The organism is Halarchaeum nitratireducens, from assembly GCF_014647155.1.
GTDB classification, from domain to species: Archaea; Halobacteriota; Halobacteria; order Halobacteriales; family Halobacteriaceae; genus Halarchaeum; species Halarchaeum nitratireducens.
The window spans coordinates 159,710-175,399 of sequence record NZ_BMOQ01000001.1 but is presented as its reverse complement, the minus strand read 5'-3'; the positions used below and the strand labels follow the sequence as shown (position 1 = coordinate 175,399).

Annotated in this window: 10 protein-coding genes and 1 tRNA gene; 3 read left to right on the top strand and 8 right to left on the bottom strand. The window is 66.8% G+C overall.

The window, feature by feature from the left end:
* From rpoB to IEX91_RS00880, 3 genes are read right to left on the bottom strand one after another with little or no spacing between them, the layout of a single operon-like run.
* Window positions 1–1,827: a DNA-directed RNA polymerase subunit B gene (rpoB, locus tag IEX91_RS00890; protein ID WP_188876483.1), complete on the bottom strand. Its 1,827-nt coding sequence runs from the start codon at window positions 1,825–1,827 to the stop codon at window positions 1–3.
* A gap of 4 nt (window positions 1,828–1,831) precedes the next feature.
* Window positions 1,832–3,397 carry a DNA-directed RNA polymerase subunit B'' gene (locus tag IEX91_RS00885; protein WP_188876482.1) on the bottom strand — a complete coding sequence of 522 codons (1,566 nt, stop codon included), beginning with the start codon at window positions 3,395–3,397 and terminating at the stop codon, window positions 1,832–1,834.
* Window positions 3,397–3,624, bottom strand: a complete 228-nt coding sequence (locus IEX91_RS00880) for a DNA-directed RNA polymerase subunit H (RefSeq protein ID WP_188876480.1) — start codon at window positions 3,622–3,624, stop codon at window positions 3,397–3,399. The genes IEX91_RS00885 and IEX91_RS00880 overlap by 1 nt, the downstream gene beginning before the upstream one ends.
* Window positions 3,625–3,873: 249 nt before the next feature.
* Here IEX91_RS00880 and fmdA point away from each other — a divergent pair, with 249 nt between their 5' ends.
* From fmdA to IEX91_RS00865, 3 genes are all read left to right on the top strand, one after another.
* On the top strand, window positions 3,874–5,148 hold the full coding sequence (gene fmdA / locus IEX91_RS00875; protein ID WP_188876477.1) for a formamidase: 1,275 nt from the start codon (window positions 3,874–3,876) through the stop codon (window positions 5,146–5,148).
* Entirely contained in the window at window positions 5,148–6,761 is a 1,614-nt protein-coding gene (locus IEX91_RS00870) for a TCP-1/cpn60 chaperonin family protein (protein WP_188876476.1), read from the top strand. The genes fmdA and IEX91_RS00870 overlap by 1 nt, the downstream gene beginning before the upstream one ends.
* 98 nt (window positions 6,762–6,859) lie before the next feature.
* Window positions 6,860–6,932, top strand: a tRNA-Asp gene (locus IEX91_RS00865).
* Between the two features lie 239 nt (window positions 6,933–7,171).
* Here IEX91_RS00865 and artA read toward each other — a convergent pair.
* The 5 genes from artA to csg form a co-directional block, all read right to left on the bottom strand.
* Window positions 7,172–8,077 (bottom strand): archaeosortase A, encoded by a 906-nt coding sequence (artA, locus tag IEX91_RS00860; protein ID WP_188876474.1) that lies wholly within the window; start codon window positions 8,075–8,077, stop codon window positions 7,172–7,174.
* 86 nt (window positions 8,078–8,163) lie between these two features.
* Complete coding sequence (locus tag IEX91_RS00855) at window positions 8,164–9,852, bottom strand: COG1361 S-layer family protein (RefSeq protein ID WP_188876472.1); 1,689 nt, start codon at window positions 9,850–9,852, stop codon at window positions 8,164–8,166.
* 15 nt (window positions 9,853–9,867) lie between these two features.
* Window positions 9,868–11,421, bottom strand: a complete 1,554-nt coding sequence (locus IEX91_RS00850; protein ID WP_188876470.1) for an MDR family MFS transporter — start codon at window positions 11,419–11,421, stop codon at window positions 9,868–9,870.
* A gap of 181 nt (window positions 11,422–11,602) precedes the next feature.
* Complete coding sequence (locus IEX91_RS00845; RefSeq protein WP_188876468.1) at window positions 11,603–12,811, bottom strand: PspA/IM30 family protein; 1,209 nt, start codon at window positions 12,809–12,811, stop codon at window positions 11,603–11,605.
* A gap of 149 nt (window positions 12,812–12,960) precedes the next feature.
* Window positions 12,961–15,648 (bottom strand): HVO_2072 family ArtA-dependent S-layer glycoprotein, encoded by a 2,688-nt coding sequence (csg, locus tag IEX91_RS00840; RefSeq protein WP_188876465.1) that lies wholly within the window; start codon window positions 15,646–15,648, stop codon window positions 12,961–12,963.
* Window positions 15,649–15,690: the final 42 nt, after the last annotated feature.

Here is a 15,690-nt window from a genome sequence, read left to right as displayed (position 1 = left end):
TTAGACGGCGTCCTCGAGTTCGAGACGCGGCGCGATACCGAGCGCCTTCATCTCGTCGAGCAGGAGCTTGAACGCGTAGCTCATCTCGATGTTGTGCACGTCGGTCTCCTCCCCGCAGTTCGGGCAGTAGACGCGACGCTGTTCTCTGTTCTCCACGGCGGTCATCCCGCAGTTGCCACAGATGTGGACGTACTCCTGGTCGGAGGATTCGAGCAGGCGCTCTTTGAGCACCATCGCGGCGCCGTGCCCGATGACGGTGTCGCGCTCCATCTCGCCGAGGCGGAGCCCACCCTCGCGGGCGCGCCCCTCGGTCGGCTGGCGCGTCAGCACCTGCACCGGCCCCTTGGAGCGGGCGTGCACCTTGTTCGAGACCATGTGGTAGAGCTTGTGGTAGAAGATGTTCCCAACGAAGATCTGGGCCTCGATCTTCTCGCCGGAGACGCCCGAGTAGAGCTGTTCTTTCCCCGAGGAGTCGAAGCCGTGTGCCTCGAGCGTCGCCCGGATCTCCTCCTCGTCCTCGCCGGTGAAGGCCGTGCCGTCGACGGTCCGCCCGTCGAGCGCGCCCGCCTTCCCGCCGAGCATCTCCAGCACGTGACCGACCGTCATCCGCGACGGCAGGGCGTGCGGGTTCACGATGAGGTCGGGCACCACGCCCTCCTCCGTGAACGGCATGTCCTCGTGGGGCGCGAGGTGACCGATGACCCCCTTCTGACCGTGCCGTGACGCGAACTTGTCGCCGAGTTCGGGGACGCGCTCGTCGCGGACGCTCACCTTGGCGAGCTTCGACCCGTCCTCGCCCTCCATGACCGTGACCGTGTCGACGACGCCGTCCTCGCCCGATCGCATCGTGACGGATGTCTCGCGGCGCTTCTGGGGACTCAGACCCGCCATGTCGTCCGGCTCCTCGAGGAAGCGTGGCGGCGAGGTCTTCCCGAGCAGGACGGAGTTCTCGTCCACCTGCGTCTCGGGGTTGACCATCCCGTCGTCGTCGAGGTGCGTGTAGGCGTCCTCGCCCCGCGACCCGCGCACGTCCTCACCGGGGATCTCGAAGCGGTCCTCCTGGCCGCCGGGGTAGCGTCGTTCCTCGCCCTCGTAGGTGCGGAAGAAGTGCGAGCGACCGAGCGCGCGCTCGACCGACCCCTTGTTCATGACGAGGGCGTCCTCGATGTTGAACCCCTCGTAACTCATGACGGCGACCGTGAAGTTCTGCCCGGCGGGCCGGTCGTCGTAGCCGATCTGCTCGGTGGTCTGGGTGTTGACCATCGCCGCCTGGGGATAGTGCATGATGTGCTGGCGGGTGTCCGGACGGATCCGGTAGTTCGCCGCCGGCAGTCCCAGGCTCTGTTTCATCATCCCCGCGCCCATCGTGATACGCGGCGAAGCGTTGTGCTCGGGGTACGGGACCATCCCCGCGCCGATCCCGAAGATCAGCTGCGGGTCGATCTCGAGGTGCGTATGGTCCTCGGTGAGCTCATCCTCCTCGACGGCGACGAGGATGTCCTCTTCCTCCTCGGCGTCGATGAACTCAACTTTCCCCTCGTCGACGAGGTCCTCGAAGTCGCGTTCGCCGTTCTGGACGGCCTCGACGTCGGACTCGTCGGCGATCGTCTCGCCGTCCTCGACGACGAGGAGGGGGCGCCGCGCGCGCCCGGCGTCGGCGTTGACGATGACCTCGCGGGTACGGTCTTTCACCGAGACGTTCACCATCTCGGAGACGTCGCCGCGGCGGCGGGCTTCACGGATCTGATCGGCGAGCTCGTAGGGGTCCGGGTGGGTCCCGACGAGACTCCCGTTGACGTAGACTTTCGCGTCTCGTGCCTGACTCATGTAGTTAGTCGTCCGCGGGCGCGTCGTTCTCGTGTTGCAGACCGGGCACTCCCTCCACGCCCATCGAGGAGAGTTCGGCTTTCAAGTCCTGTTCGTCGTCGACGGTCTGTGAGAGCTCCATCGCCTGCGCGAAGTTCTTCACGAGGCCGCAGTTCGGTCCCTCCGGCGTCTCGGAGGGACAGATCCGACCCCACTGGGTCGCGTGCAGGTCACGCGCCTCGAAGTGGGGCTGGGAGCGACTGAGCGGACTGCGTAGTCGCCGAAGGTGTGAGAGCACGCCCATGTGGTCGGTCCGGTCGACGAGCTGGGAGACCCCGGAGCGTCCGCCGACCCAGTTGCCCGTGGCGATCGGGTGCTCGAGGCGCTCGGTCAGCACGTCCGAGCGGACCACCGTGTTGACGGTGAGCTGTCGGTTGCGCATGTTCGCGCGTTCGAGCTGGTACTTCACGTCGCGCGAGAGCTTGTTGAGCGCCGTCCGGAAGAGGTCCTTCATCAGGTCGCCGCTGACCTTCAGGCGCTTGTTGGCGTAGTGGTCCTTGTCGTCCGCCTCGCGGCGTTCGAGGGCGAGCTCGAAGCACGCCTCGGCCATCCGACAGAGGTAGTACGCCTTGTTGATGCGCGTCTCCTCGTCCTCGACGCCCTCCTCGTGGAGGTGCGGGAGGAGGTAGCGATCGATGACGTAGTTCGCGCGTTTGAGCTGGTAGTCCTTGCCCTGCCCGGAGGCGACGCGCTTGCCGAGCGTCTCGATGGCCTCGGCCTCCGTCTGGACGTCGGCCTCCTCCAAGTTCTCCAGCATGAACTTCACGATCTCCGGGTCGTCGGAGACGCGATGAACGATCTCCTCGTCGGATTCGAGTCCCAGCGCCCGCACGAGCGTCACGAAGTTGATCGAGCCCGAGACGGACGGGAACGAGACCTCGAGGATGCCCGAGCGGTTGCGCTCGCAGAGCACGAGCGCGCGGTAGCCCCGTCGCTGGCTGAAGGTCTTGGCGACCTGGATCTCGTCGCCGTACTTCGTGTCGTATTCGGCGAGGATCTTGTTCGGCGCGAGGTCCTCCGAGGTCATCAGCACGCGCTCGGATCCGTTGACGATGAAGTAGCCACCGGGGTCGGCGGGGTCCTCGCCGATGTCGACGAGCTCCTCGTCGCTGAAGTCCGCGATGTTGCACTTCGAGGAGCCGACCATGATCGGCATGCGACCGACCTTCGTCTCGGTCGTGTCGAGGACCGTCTCCTCTTCTTCCTCGCCGCCGCGCACGATGCTCATCTCCATGAACACGGGCGCGGAGTAGGTGATGTTGCGCAGACGCGCCTCCTGCGGGTAGAGGAGCTCCTCCGAGCCGTCGGCCTCTCGGACGCGCGGCGTCGTGACGCGCACGTCCCCGAGCTCCACGAAGACCGGCTCCTGATCCTCCTTGTCCCCGATGTCCGTCTCGATACGACCCTTCTCCGTGACGACGTCCTGCATTCCCCGCTCGAGGAAGGAGTTGAACGAGCGGTAGTGGTGTTCGGCGAGCCGTTCCTTCGAGAAGTACTCTCTCGACAGCTTGCGTCGATCTTGCTGTTGCATTATTCGATGACCAGTCGGTACACGATGGCTTCGTCCGTGGTTCGGGAGTCGCGCACGACCTTCACGACGTCGCCGGGCTCGGCGTCGTCGGGCAGCGCGGGATCACGGCGTTTGATCTTCGGAAGCGACGTCCGCTCGACGTCGTACTCCTCAAGGACGTCCTCTACCTCGTCCTCCGGCAGGACGGTATGGTCGGGCACGAGTTCGTGTTGGCTTTCATCTACCATGGGTGCACCTGGGTGGGGGCAGAAGCGGCTCTCACGAGATACTACAGTATCTTTTGCGCCCGCAGAGGTTAAGTCTTGTCAACTCCGTCCGCGCGTGCGGTGCGGTCACGCACTGGACAGCGCGGCCGGCCGTTATAGTGGTAACTGCTAGTACGTCCTATAGGTATTCACACGTCAGAGATGAAATGTCGTGTGTATTAGGAAACGGCTTATCGAGATGGTTGTTGACACGACTCTCGGAGAGCTCGAATGCCCGAAGTCACGTTCGAAGTCGACACCGACAGCGCGCCGGACGAACAGCCGGGACCGAACCCGTTCAACCGCTGGCACCCCGACATTCCCGCGGCCGTCGAGGCCGAACCGGGCGAGACGATGCGCCTCGAAGCCCTCGACTGGACTGGGGGACAGATCGGCGACAACGACGACCCGAATGAGGTCCGTGACGTCGACCTGACACAGGTCCACTACCTCGCGGGCCCCGTCCACGTCGAGGGCGCGGAGCCCGGCGACCTCCTCAAGGTCGAGTTTCACGACATGGGGCCGCTCAACGACCGCTCCGAGTTCGGGTTCACCGGGACGTTCTCACAGCAGAACGGCGGGGGGTTCCTGACCGATCACTTCCCGAAAGCCGCGAAGTCGGTGTGGGACATCGACGGCTACACCGTCTCCTCCCGACACGTTCCGGACGTCCGGTACGAGGGGAAGATCCATCCGGGGCTCGCCGGCTGTGCGCCGAGCCACGAGCTCCTGGAGAGGTGGAACGAGCGCGAGGGGGACCTCGTCGAGCGGTACGAGGCGGATCCCGAGTCGATCCCCAACCACCCGACCGGCGAGGCGGAGCCCCCGGTCGCCAACCTCCCGACGCCGGAGGGCGCACAGATGGGCGAGATGGACCCCGAGGCGGCGGAAGCGGCTGCCGAGGAGGCGGCGCGGACGGTCCCGCCGCGCGAACACGGGGGGAACCACGACATCAAGGACCTCTCGATCGGGTCGACGGTCTACTTCCCCGTCTACGTCGAGGGGGCGAAGTTCGGCATCGGCGACTTCCACGCCTCGCAGGGAGACGGGGAGATCACGTTCTGTGGCGCCATCGAGATGGCCGGCTACGCCGACGTCGAAGTAGACGTCGTGAAGGACGGCATGGATCGGTACGGCGTCGATCACCCTATCTTCGAGCCGGGCCATCGCGGGCCGACCTTCGAGGACTACGTCACGTTCTGCGGCTACTCGGTGACCGAGGAGGGCGAGCAGCGCTACATCGACTCGCACACCGCCTATCGCCGCGCGTGCTTACAGGCCATCGACTACCTGAAGGAGTTCGGGTACACCGGCCAGCAGGCGCTCCACATCCTCGGCACGGTCCCCGCGGAGGGTCGACAGAGCGGCGTCGTCGACATCCCGAACGCCTGTTCGACGCTCGCGGTGCCAAAGGGCGTCTTCGAGTTCGACGTGTCGCCCGGCCATCTGGAGAACCGGACGGACCGCGGCGAGCTGCTCGTGACCGACGACCCCCTCGGGGAGTGATGGAGGCGACGACGCGTCGGCGGTCGACGGACGAACCCGCCCGGCCGGCACTCGAAGCCGGGACGGCCGTCGCGGCGACCGTCCGGACGACCCTCGGCCCGAACGGGATGGACACGATGGTGGTCGACCGGGACGGTTCCGTCCTCGTGACGAACACCGGATCGAGCGTGCTGGAGCGACTCGACGTCGCGCACCCGATCGGGCGGTCCGCGGTCGCGGCGGCGGCGAGTCAGGACCGCGCGGCGAGCGACGGGAGCACGAGGACCGTGATCCTCCTCGGCGCGCTCCTCGATCGCGCGCGTGAGCTGATCGAGGACGGCGCCCATCCGCGAACCGTCGTCAAGGGGTACGCGCGGGCGACCGAGCGGGCTCGCGAGCGCCTCGCGGAGTACGCGGCCCCGTTCGACGACGACGAGCGCGAACGCCTCGAGCGGATCGTCGCGACGACCGTGAACGGCCGGTGGGACGACGACGCCGTCGGCCACTTCGCGACGGCCGTCGTCTCGGCGCTGCGGCGCGTCGACTTCGACGCCAGTCGCCTCACGCTCCACGGCTACGCGGGCGAAGGGGTGGCCGCGTCGACGCTCGTGGACGGGATCCTCGTGGATCACGACGCGTCCTCGACGAGCGTCGCGCCGGTCGTCGGGGCGGACGTCCCGTCGCTCGCGGCGCCGCGGATCGCACTCGTGCGCGACGCGATTGGCCTCGACGACACGGCGGCGGGGACGACCGTCACCGTCGACGACGCCCACACGCTCGAGCGCGTCCGCGACCACGAGCGCGACGTAACAGCGGGGCTCGTCGATGCCGTCCGGGAGAGCGGGGCGGACGCGCTCTTCTGCGCGAAACCGGTCGACGACGGGGTCCGGGTGGCGCTCGCGCGCGCCGGCGTGCTCGTCGTCGAGCGGACGCGCTCGGACGAGTTCGCGGCGATCGAGCGAGCCACCGACGCCGACGCCGTTCCGTCGCCGCGTGATCTCGACGCGGCCGCGCTCGGCCGGGCCGGTTCGATCCGCCGGCGGGAGATCGGGGACGTGTCGACGCTCGTCGTCGCCGACTGTCCCGTCGAGGCTCACGCGTCGCTCGTGCTCCGGGGCGGGACGCCGCACGTCGTCGAGGAGACGCGCCGCATCGTCGCGGACGGGATCGACGTCCTCCGGCAGGCGGTGCGCGACGGTCGCGTCGTCCCCGGCGGCGGGGCGAGCGCGACGGCGCTGTCGCAGACGCTCGCGTCGGAAGCGACACGGGTCAGCGGACGCGAGCAACTCGTCCGGTCGGCGTATGCGGAGGCGCTCACCACGCTCCCGCGGACGCTCGCGGAGAACGCCGGTCGGGATCCGACGACGGCGATAGCCGACCTGAAGCGTCGACAGCGAGCCGACGGCCCGGACATCGGCATCGGTGTGGACGGCTCGCTCGTCGACGCTCGGGCCGCAGAGATCGTCGAGCCGCCGACGGTGCTCCGGTCGTGCCTGACGAACGCCTTCGAGACGGCGGCGACCGTGCTTCGCGTCGACGACGTGCTCCCGGCGGCCACGGCGAACCCGTCGGACGAGGGGATGGCGCCTGACGGACCCGATCACGGCGGGTATCCCTGGGCGATCGGTCACTGAGCCACCCGGACCCCCTCACTCCTGTGAACACCTGACGCGGAGGGGGTCGGAAAGAAAGTCTTAATTAGTTCACCCGGCTACGAAGAGATGCGTTCGAAGCCCGGATGGTGTAGTGGCCCATCATACGACCCTGTCACGGTCGTGACGCGGGTTCAAATCCCGCTCCGGGCGCTTCTCTGACTTCAACTCGGTGAGCGACGCTTTCACCCCTCGTCGAGGGACGCGTGGCCGGTCGCCGAGCGCCGAACGACGCGACGACACGAGCCGCTGCGGTGCCGTTCGTCTCGGGAGTAGAGAGTGACGTGAGCAGAGCGATCGCTACTTTTCGGCGTTCTCGGCGTCGTTGCGGCGCTCGGATCGCGTGTCCGGGCCGAGGGTGACGCTACGAGACGACGACCGCGTCGCGCCCGTCAGTCGCGTCGAGTGGTGAGGTCGTACTCGTTCCCGGTGACGAGATAGAGGAGGTCGCGCACGACGGTCCCGAGCTCGGGGAGGAGACGGAGCAGGACGAAGGTGAGCGCGACGAGCGCGACGACGGAGAGCGACTGGGCGATGACGCGATCGGCCATGTAGTAGGAGGTGATGCCGGTCTGCGTGGGACTGAAGACGAGTTCGACGAATCGACGCGAGAGCGCGCCCTCGAACCACTGGTTGCCGTGCGCGATGGCGATGAAGGAGACGCGAACGACGTTCAGCCCGTAGATGACGGGGACCGCGATGCCGAGTGCGAGCAGGCGACGGCGCACCGGGGCGCGGAGCGCGATGACGATGCCGGCGACGATCGAGATACTGCCGATACCGGTGCACGCGAGGAGGACTTCGAGCAGATAGCGATGGCCGTCGACGACGTAGAGGAACGCGTGCGGGAAGCCGGTGTGCGAGGATTCGACCGTCGGGCCGGTGAGGACCTGCGGGTGATAGCCGAGGGCGTTCTGGAGCCACGCGCCGTGACGCGCCGTCATGGCGATCAGCGCCCGCTCGACGCTATCGATCGTGAGAACCGGGAGGTAGATCAGCCCCATGACGGCGACGGCGCGCGAGAGTATCATGAGCGACGGCCGGGTTGCGTACACGAGGTACGCGACGTAGAGCGACCCGGGGACCGCGGCGGCGATGAGCGCCGTCTCGATGACGCTCTTCTGTTCGAACCAGAAGTGGGGGACGAGGAGCGCCCAGAAGAGCGCGAACAGCGCCCACGAGACGCCGGCGACGGCGCGTGCGACGCGCTCGTAGTCGTCGCGCGTAGCGAGGAGGGCGCTCGCGGCGAACAGCCCGACGACGATCCACGCGAGCGTGTCGGTGGTTTCGAGCGCCATACGCTACGCGTTGGGCGTTCGAGAGTATATGAGTGACGGTCGGACGAGCGCTGTCGGGCGCGGAGAGCGGGCCGCGACGAGCGCCGCTACTCCTCGTCCGCGTCCGTGTCCTCGTCGGGCGAGCGGCGCTTCCAGATGAAGGCGCCGAGCAGGATGCCGATGAGGATGATCGCGCCGCCGCCGAGCGGGAGGAGCGGGAGCGAGGAGCTCTGCGAGATCCGGACCGGGACCGTGTACGACGTCGTCGTCCGGCTGACGCCGTTCGGCTGGTCGTAGTCGACGACGACATCGAGCGGGTACGTCGTGCCGCCGGCGACGCCGGCCGCGCTCACGGCGTACGTCACGTTCGTCGACTCGCCGGGTTCGAGCGTCGTGATGACGCTCGTCCGGTAGTTGCTCTCGATGGGCCGCTCGAAGTACTGGTTGTCGAAGACGACGCTCGGCTTGATGTTGTGGAGCGTCGTGTCGCCGTTGTTCGTCACCCGGAAGGTGAGTTTGCTCCAGTCGGAGTCTTTCGGCGTGTCACCGCGGGTACCGGCGGGAATCGCGTTCACTGCCGTGATATTGAACAGGGACTCGTACGAGCCGACCGACGCGTGGACCTCGTGGACATCGCTCGTGTAGGCGTCATCGTGTTCGTTGTCGTAGTGGACGGCGAGCTCGACGGGAAGCGAACTCGCGTTCTCGGTCTTCGAGACCGTCCCACCGTCAAAGGAGAACGAGGTGCTCTCACCAGCGTCGAGATCGGGCAACGCGTACGAGTGCTGGTCGAAGGAGAGCGACGAAAGGTTGTTCTGTACCACAACCGTCGCATCATGAATTGGCGCGGGCCCGGTGTTCGTCACCGTCCCGGTGAGGGTCCCGTCACTGCGGCCGATCCGAAGCGTGCTCTGGACGTCGTCGACGGAGAACGTCTGCTTCGGAAGCGGCCGGAACGTCGAGAGAAGGCGATTGGAGTGCCGGGTGACGCCGTCCGCGTCGTTGAACGTGATATTCACGGGGACGGAGTAGTTGTGGACGCCGGAGATGTCCTCGACCGCGGTGTCGTACGTGAGCGTCTTCGTCTCACCAGGCTCCCAGCGATCAACGGAGGCACTGGCCGATTTCCCGGTCGAGCCGAACGAGATTGCCTGCGTCTGCGAGGACGCCTTCACGTCCGCGTTGGTCGCGACCTCCGAGCCGACGTTCTTGATGGAGACGCTGTACGTCCCGCGCTGGTTGACGTGGGCGTCCGTCGAGTGGTTCACGACCCGGAACCGCGCGCGGTCGCGGACGACGACCGGCACGTCGAACGTCACGTCGCGCTCGTAGTCCGTGTATCGCGGTTGCTCGGGGCCGTAGCGCACCTGGGCGGTGTAGGTGTACTCGGCGTGGACGGTGAGGTGGTACGTGCCGGGGTCCGTTCCCTCGGGGACGGTGATGTCGATCCCGTAGGGACCGTTCGTCCCGTCGCCGACGTGGCCGGCGGGATACTGTTTCGTGTGGACCGTGATCGGGCTGTCGCCGCTGCTGATCGACAGCTGAGTCGAGCGCGCGGTCTTCACGCGCTCTTGGTACGCGGCGGGCCCGCCCTGCGTGATGACGCCGTCGTTTTGCAAGTAGAGGTCGAGGGTCGCCTCGGTGCCGGCCGTGAACTCGTTGTCGACGACCGACGCGTGGAGGTCCGGGTGACCCGCGACGGAGCTGTTCGTCGTCAGTGCCGATGCGGTCAGCGGCGCGGCGCTCACGATGAGGAGCGCGATGACCGCACTCGTAACGTATCGTTCGTACTGCATTGTGTGTCTGGGTGTTCAGTCGCTCGTCGGTCGTGCGTCGGTGCCATCGGTGCCGCCGTCGCTCTCCATCTCCTCGACGTTCGACTGCTGGGAGAGTGAGAGCTCGGGGAGGAGGAGGGCGATGACGAACGCGATCGCCATCACGGGAATGAGGTAGAGAAACATCTGATCCATGCTCAGCGAGACGGCGCGAACGATGTCGTCTCGGAGCACGCGGCCGTACCGCGGCGTGTGAAGGAGGACCGGATCGAGCGTGCCGCGGGACTGCGCCCGGCCGGTGAGACGGACCATCATGTCGCTGAAGGAGTTGCTGTAGAGCGTCCCGTAGACGGAGACGCCGATCCCGCCCGCGAGCGTCCGGAGGTAGGTGATGATCGTCGTCACGACGCCGAGGTACTCGGGGCGGACGGCGTTCTGCGAGGCCGTCGTGAGCACGGGCATGATGAGGCCGAAGCCCGCGCCCGTGATGAACAGATAGATCGCGAGCGTCGAGAACGACGTGCCGCCGTGAATCGTCGAGAGGAAGAAGAACCCGACGGCGCCGAAGACCGCGCCCATCACCGGGAACGGCTTGTAGCGGCCGGTTCTGGTCATGAGGTTCCCCACGACGAAGGAGAAGCCGACCATCCCGATGATCATCGGCGCGATCAGCGCGCCCGCGGTCGTCGAGGAGACCCCCTGCGTGTACTGGAGGAAGGTCGGGATGTAGTTGATCACGAGGAGCCGACCGATGCCGGCACAGAAGCTGAGCCCGATCGCGGCCGCGACGACCCGATTCCGGAACAGCTCGAGGGGGAGAATCGGCTCCTGGGAAGCGTACTCTTGTACGAGGAAGAGCGCGAGCGCGACGACGGCGGTGACGATGAGGAGGCCGATCCGCCACGAGTCCCACCCCCAGTCGCTGCCCTTCTCGGAGACGACGATGACCGCGACCGTCGTCAAGAAGAGGAACAGCACGCCGAGGTAGTCGATGGTGTGGTCCTCGTCGGGGACCGGGAGGTCCAGCGTCGGCTCGATGACCGCGATGGCGAGCAGCCCGATCGGGAGGTTGATCACGAAGATCAACCGCCACGTGTAGTGATCGGTGAGCCACCCGCCGAGGAGCGGGCCGAGGATCGTCGCGATCCCGATCAGGATGAACATCCCGCTGATGTACTGCCCGCGTTCACGGGGGCTGAAGATGTCGCCGATGATCGTCAGCGCCAGCGAAATCAGTCCCCCGCCACCGATCCCCTGGATCGCCCGGAAGAACGTGAGCTGCGTCGCGTTCTGCGCGACGCCACAGAGCCCGGAGGCCACCCAGAAGATCACGATCGCGCCCAAGAAGAGGGGCTTGCGACCGTACATGTCGCTCAGACGCCCGTAGAGCGGCGTGGAGGCCGCCTGCATGATCAGGTACGCCGTGATGATCCACGTGATCTTGTCCTGCCCCGCGCCGAGATCGCTGAGGATGTCGGGGAGCGCGGCGGCGACGATGGTCTGATCCATCGCGGCCATCAGCACGGCGAGCATGAGGCCGGCGAGGATGACCAGCCGCTCCCGTCCGATCCCTTCGACCGCCTGACTCATGGCATCGAGTACGGCGGCGAAGCTGTTCGAGCGAGCGAGCGACGCGGGGACGAAGACGGTTCAGCGAACATCCGGTAGCTAACCAACTGTTTGGTTAGTCGTCCGGTGCAAAAGCGCTTCGAAAGTGACTCCGACCCGAGCAGGAAGTGACGCCGTACCGATCGAGGGGCGAGTCCCGGGCTTACGCGGCCGGCAACGAAGTGGACTGGACCCGGAGCGTCTCGCCCGTCGCCGTCCGCGCGCCGACGGTGACGGAGTCGCTCGGCGAGGGAGTCCACAGTCGACCGTCAGCGCCCGTCGAACCCACCGTCTCGTTTCCGATCGAGACCGTCGCGGACGTCGGCGAGCCGTCCGCCGTTACCGACACGCGCATCGGCCCGCCCGAGTACGCGCGGCTGACCGTCAGCCGCGTGTCGCCGCTCGTCGTCGACGCGTCCGGCGACGCCGCGAGCCCGTCGAGGGCGAGGGTCTCCGTCTCCTGGTAGACCTCGCCGGAGCTCATGTCGACGTACGACTCGACGGTCCCGTTCGAGTACGTGAGCGACAATCGATACGCGTACTTCGCCGAGCTCGACTGGATCGGGATCGGGACGAAGCTGACGCCGGTGCTCTGGTTCATCACCCACGGGTAGAGCGACTCGACGTGATCGATGATCGCGCTCCCGGACGGAACCCCGGCCGGGTCGGTGTCGTAGTTCGTCGGGCGCGAGGCCGTCCGGACGTACGACTCGTCCTCGACCGCGGCGAGCGCGGTCCCGTTCGGGCCGGCCTCGACGTAGAGGCGATCCAGTCGTGACTCGCCGTCGGTCGCCGCCGCGATGCGATCGCGGAGCGAGTCGCTGTACGCGAGGAGTTGCGCACGGAACTGCGCCGCGCGCGTCTTCGACGTCGCGCTGGCCGCTGGGCGGGCCTCAATGAACTGCGCGAGGGAGATGAGCGACTCCGCACGCGCGTCGATCGACGCGAGCGTCGTGCTGTAGTTCGCTGCCGACAGCGAGCCGCGGCGGAACCGCTCGCGGGCGTCGGCCGCGTCCGCGACGAGGGCGTTCGTGCGCGTTTCGAGGACGGTCGTCGCGTTCGAGACGATGCGGCGCCGCTCCGTATCGTTCTCGGCGTCGTCGAGTCGCTGCTGAAGCGTCGCTCGGGTCAGGCGCTGATCGAGCGCCGCGCGCGACGTGGCGAGCGAGTCCGTGACGCTCACGTCCACCGACGCGAAGCCGCTCCGCTCGGCAGTGACCGGGAGGTATCCCGGCGTCGTGACCGCAGCGGACGCCGACGGCCCGCCCAGGGTGGCGGCCGACGGCCCGGCGTCGACCGGGACGAACGCGGTGACTCCCGAAGTGCACAGGAGGAGGGTACAGAGGAGGGCGATCGCGCGAGGGAAACTCATGGCTACGTGGAGGGACTACCCGGAATGACGGTACGGATCACCTTAAGCGGGTGGGTGTCGACGCACGACGCCGCCGCTGCTCGGGTAGTGTACGCGAAAGAAAGAACCGCGGAGTCGCGTGACCGGTTTCGCCGGTCAGTCGTATTGCGTTAGTTCTCGCGGCGGAGCGCCAGCAGCGCCGCACCCGCCAGCGCGATCAGCGCGAGCGCCGCGCCGAAGCCCGGCGAACTACCGCTCGACGTCGACGTGCTCGTCGAACTCGACGTACTCGTCGAAGTCGACGTGCTCGTCGACGTGGACGTGCTCGTGGACGTGCTCGTCGACGTGGACGTGCTCGTGGACGTGCTCGTCGAGGTTTCGAGCTCGCTAGCGTTCACGACCTGGACGTCGACGGTGTCCGTGTTCTCGCCGTCGTCGACTTCCAGCGTGTAGTTCCCGGTCGCGACGTCGTCACCGACCGGCATCTCCAGCGACCACGACCCGTCCCAGCTCCACTCGTCCGTCGAGGTGAGCGCGACCGTGTCGCCGTCCTGGTTCTGCAGTTCCAGCGTGATCGTGTTGTCGTCCGGCTGCAGGTTCGTCTGCCCCTTCACCATCGCGGTCTCACCCACTGCAATCGGGTTGAGCCCCGAGGCCTCGTGGCCCTCGGTGTAGACCGTGTTGATGCGCGAGGAGGCATCAGCCAGACGGAACGACGTCTGCACCACGTTGTCGTCCGATGCCGAGTCGTCGATCGTCTCCGACTCGAACGCGTTCCAGATCTGCGTCCCGTCACGCGAACCCTGGCCGTTGCGCAGCCAGTCCGTCAGCCCGTTCACGTCCGCGTTACGGTTCTCGGGCAGCTCGCCGTCACCGACCACGTCGTCCTGGCCGATGTGGTAGGCGAACCCGTTGACCTCGCCCTCTGCGAGGTTGCTGATCGAAATGTCGTCCTCATCGAACGTGTAATCGTCCGAGTCCACGGACGACGTCGTCGTTACGACGCTCCCGCGGCGGCCGATGAAGCCGATCAGCACGTTATCCGCACCAGGCGCAGTCCCGTTCACGTCGATCGTCCCGGTCTCCTGCGCGACCTGGCCGTTGATCGTCCAGAACTTCGCGTCCAGACTCGTCTTCGTCACGCGCAGCGACGTCTGGCCGCTCGTCCCCGAATTGAAGTCCGACGTGCTGAGCGTCGGGCTGAGGCCACCCGAGGAGTTCCGCGCGTCCTGTGCGTCGATCGCACCCAGACGGTACGTCCCCGTGATCCGGAAGATGTCGCTCACTTCCGACAGCCGGACGTCCTCTTCCGACCACGTCCCGTCGCTGTCGACGCTGATCGTACCGATGGGAATCAGCTCGTAGTCGCCCTGGTCGCGGGCGTACAGTGCGACGCTGTCCAGTCCGGACGGCGCCGTCCCGTTCACTTCCACTTCGGACCCGACGACGTACGTGTCGCTCGGGTTGTCGATCGTGACCTCGCCCTCAGTCACGTCGAGGGACGTCGAGTCCGCCTCGGAGACACCGGAAACGATGTCGTCCGGGGTGGTACCCGCGTCGTAGACGTCCACGTCGATCGACGTGTCGTCCAGGTACTGCGTGTCGATCGAGCCGACGCCGACACCCGTGTCGTCGTCGATCTCGACGGCCGCGTACAGGTAGTCGATCGATTCGTCCGAGCCGAGCTCGCTGATCTCGTTCGGCCCGTAGACGTTCCCGTCGTCGGTGATGATGCCGCGCGCGTTGACGTCGCCGACGTTACGGAAGACCTGCGTCGCACCACGGTTCGAGGTGCTGTCACGGAGGTCGTTGGCGTCGATCACGACGTGGTGGACGTTGCCGGCCACACCGCCGCGGATCGTGTACTGCACGTTCGACCCCTGCGTCACCGACGAGCTACCGAGGTCGAGCTCGATGTCGTCGTCAGTGTTCAGGGCGATCGACGTCGTCTGCGAGGCCTGACCGAAGTCGAGGTCTTCCGTCCCCTCGACGGTAATCGAGTAGTCACCAGCGTCCTGATCGCTCAGGTCGAGGTTCCAAGAGGCCTCACCGTCCGCGTTCTTGATCGTGTCCGATCCCTCGACGACGTCACCGGTGATCTCCAGACCGCTGGAGTCCTCAACGGTGATTTCGAGGTCTTCGGCTTCCTGGAAGTTCCAGTCCGCGGCGACGGTGAGGTTCCGAGCGTTCTGCTCGGAGACCGAGCCACCGGAGATGTCCTTCCCGTTCTGGTTGTTCACGTCAAGCTGGGTGACACGCGGCGTGTTCACCGTCACACCGTCCGAGCCGGACTCGCCGTCGATCGTGTATCGGCCTTCAGACTGATCCTGCGGGACCGGCGGGCTGAGGATCGTCCCCTCAGCGTTCCCGGCAACGCCCGTCAGCGAGCTTCCGAGACCGCCCGCGAAGGTGAGGTCCTCCTCACCCTTGTAGACGGTCGCGTCCGGGAAGATGTACACTTCCGAAACGCCGTCCGTCGGCGCTTCACCACTCCCGTCCGCGTTCGCCGCACGGTGGTCGTCACCGCCATCGTTCGACGGCGTCGTCGTCGACGTCGTCGTACCGTCGTCAGCGGAGTTGACCGTCACGGAGGTGTCGACCGTAGAGGTGCTGTCAGCCCCCGTAATCGTGCCCGTTGCGGTCACAGTCTGGTCGCCAGTCGCCGCATCGTCAGCGACCTGGAACGTGACTGTGACGGACTGCGTCTCGCCAGGTGCGACTTCACCGAAGATGTACGCGCCTTCAGTGTCGTACGCACTTTCGGGGTCGTAGTTGGCGATCTGGACGCCGTCAGGAAGCTGGAATTCGATCCCAGCCGTTCCGTTGGCGTCACCGTCATTCGTGAACTGATACGTCACATCAAACGTCCCACCCTGCTGCACGTTGTCAGGGGAAGACGC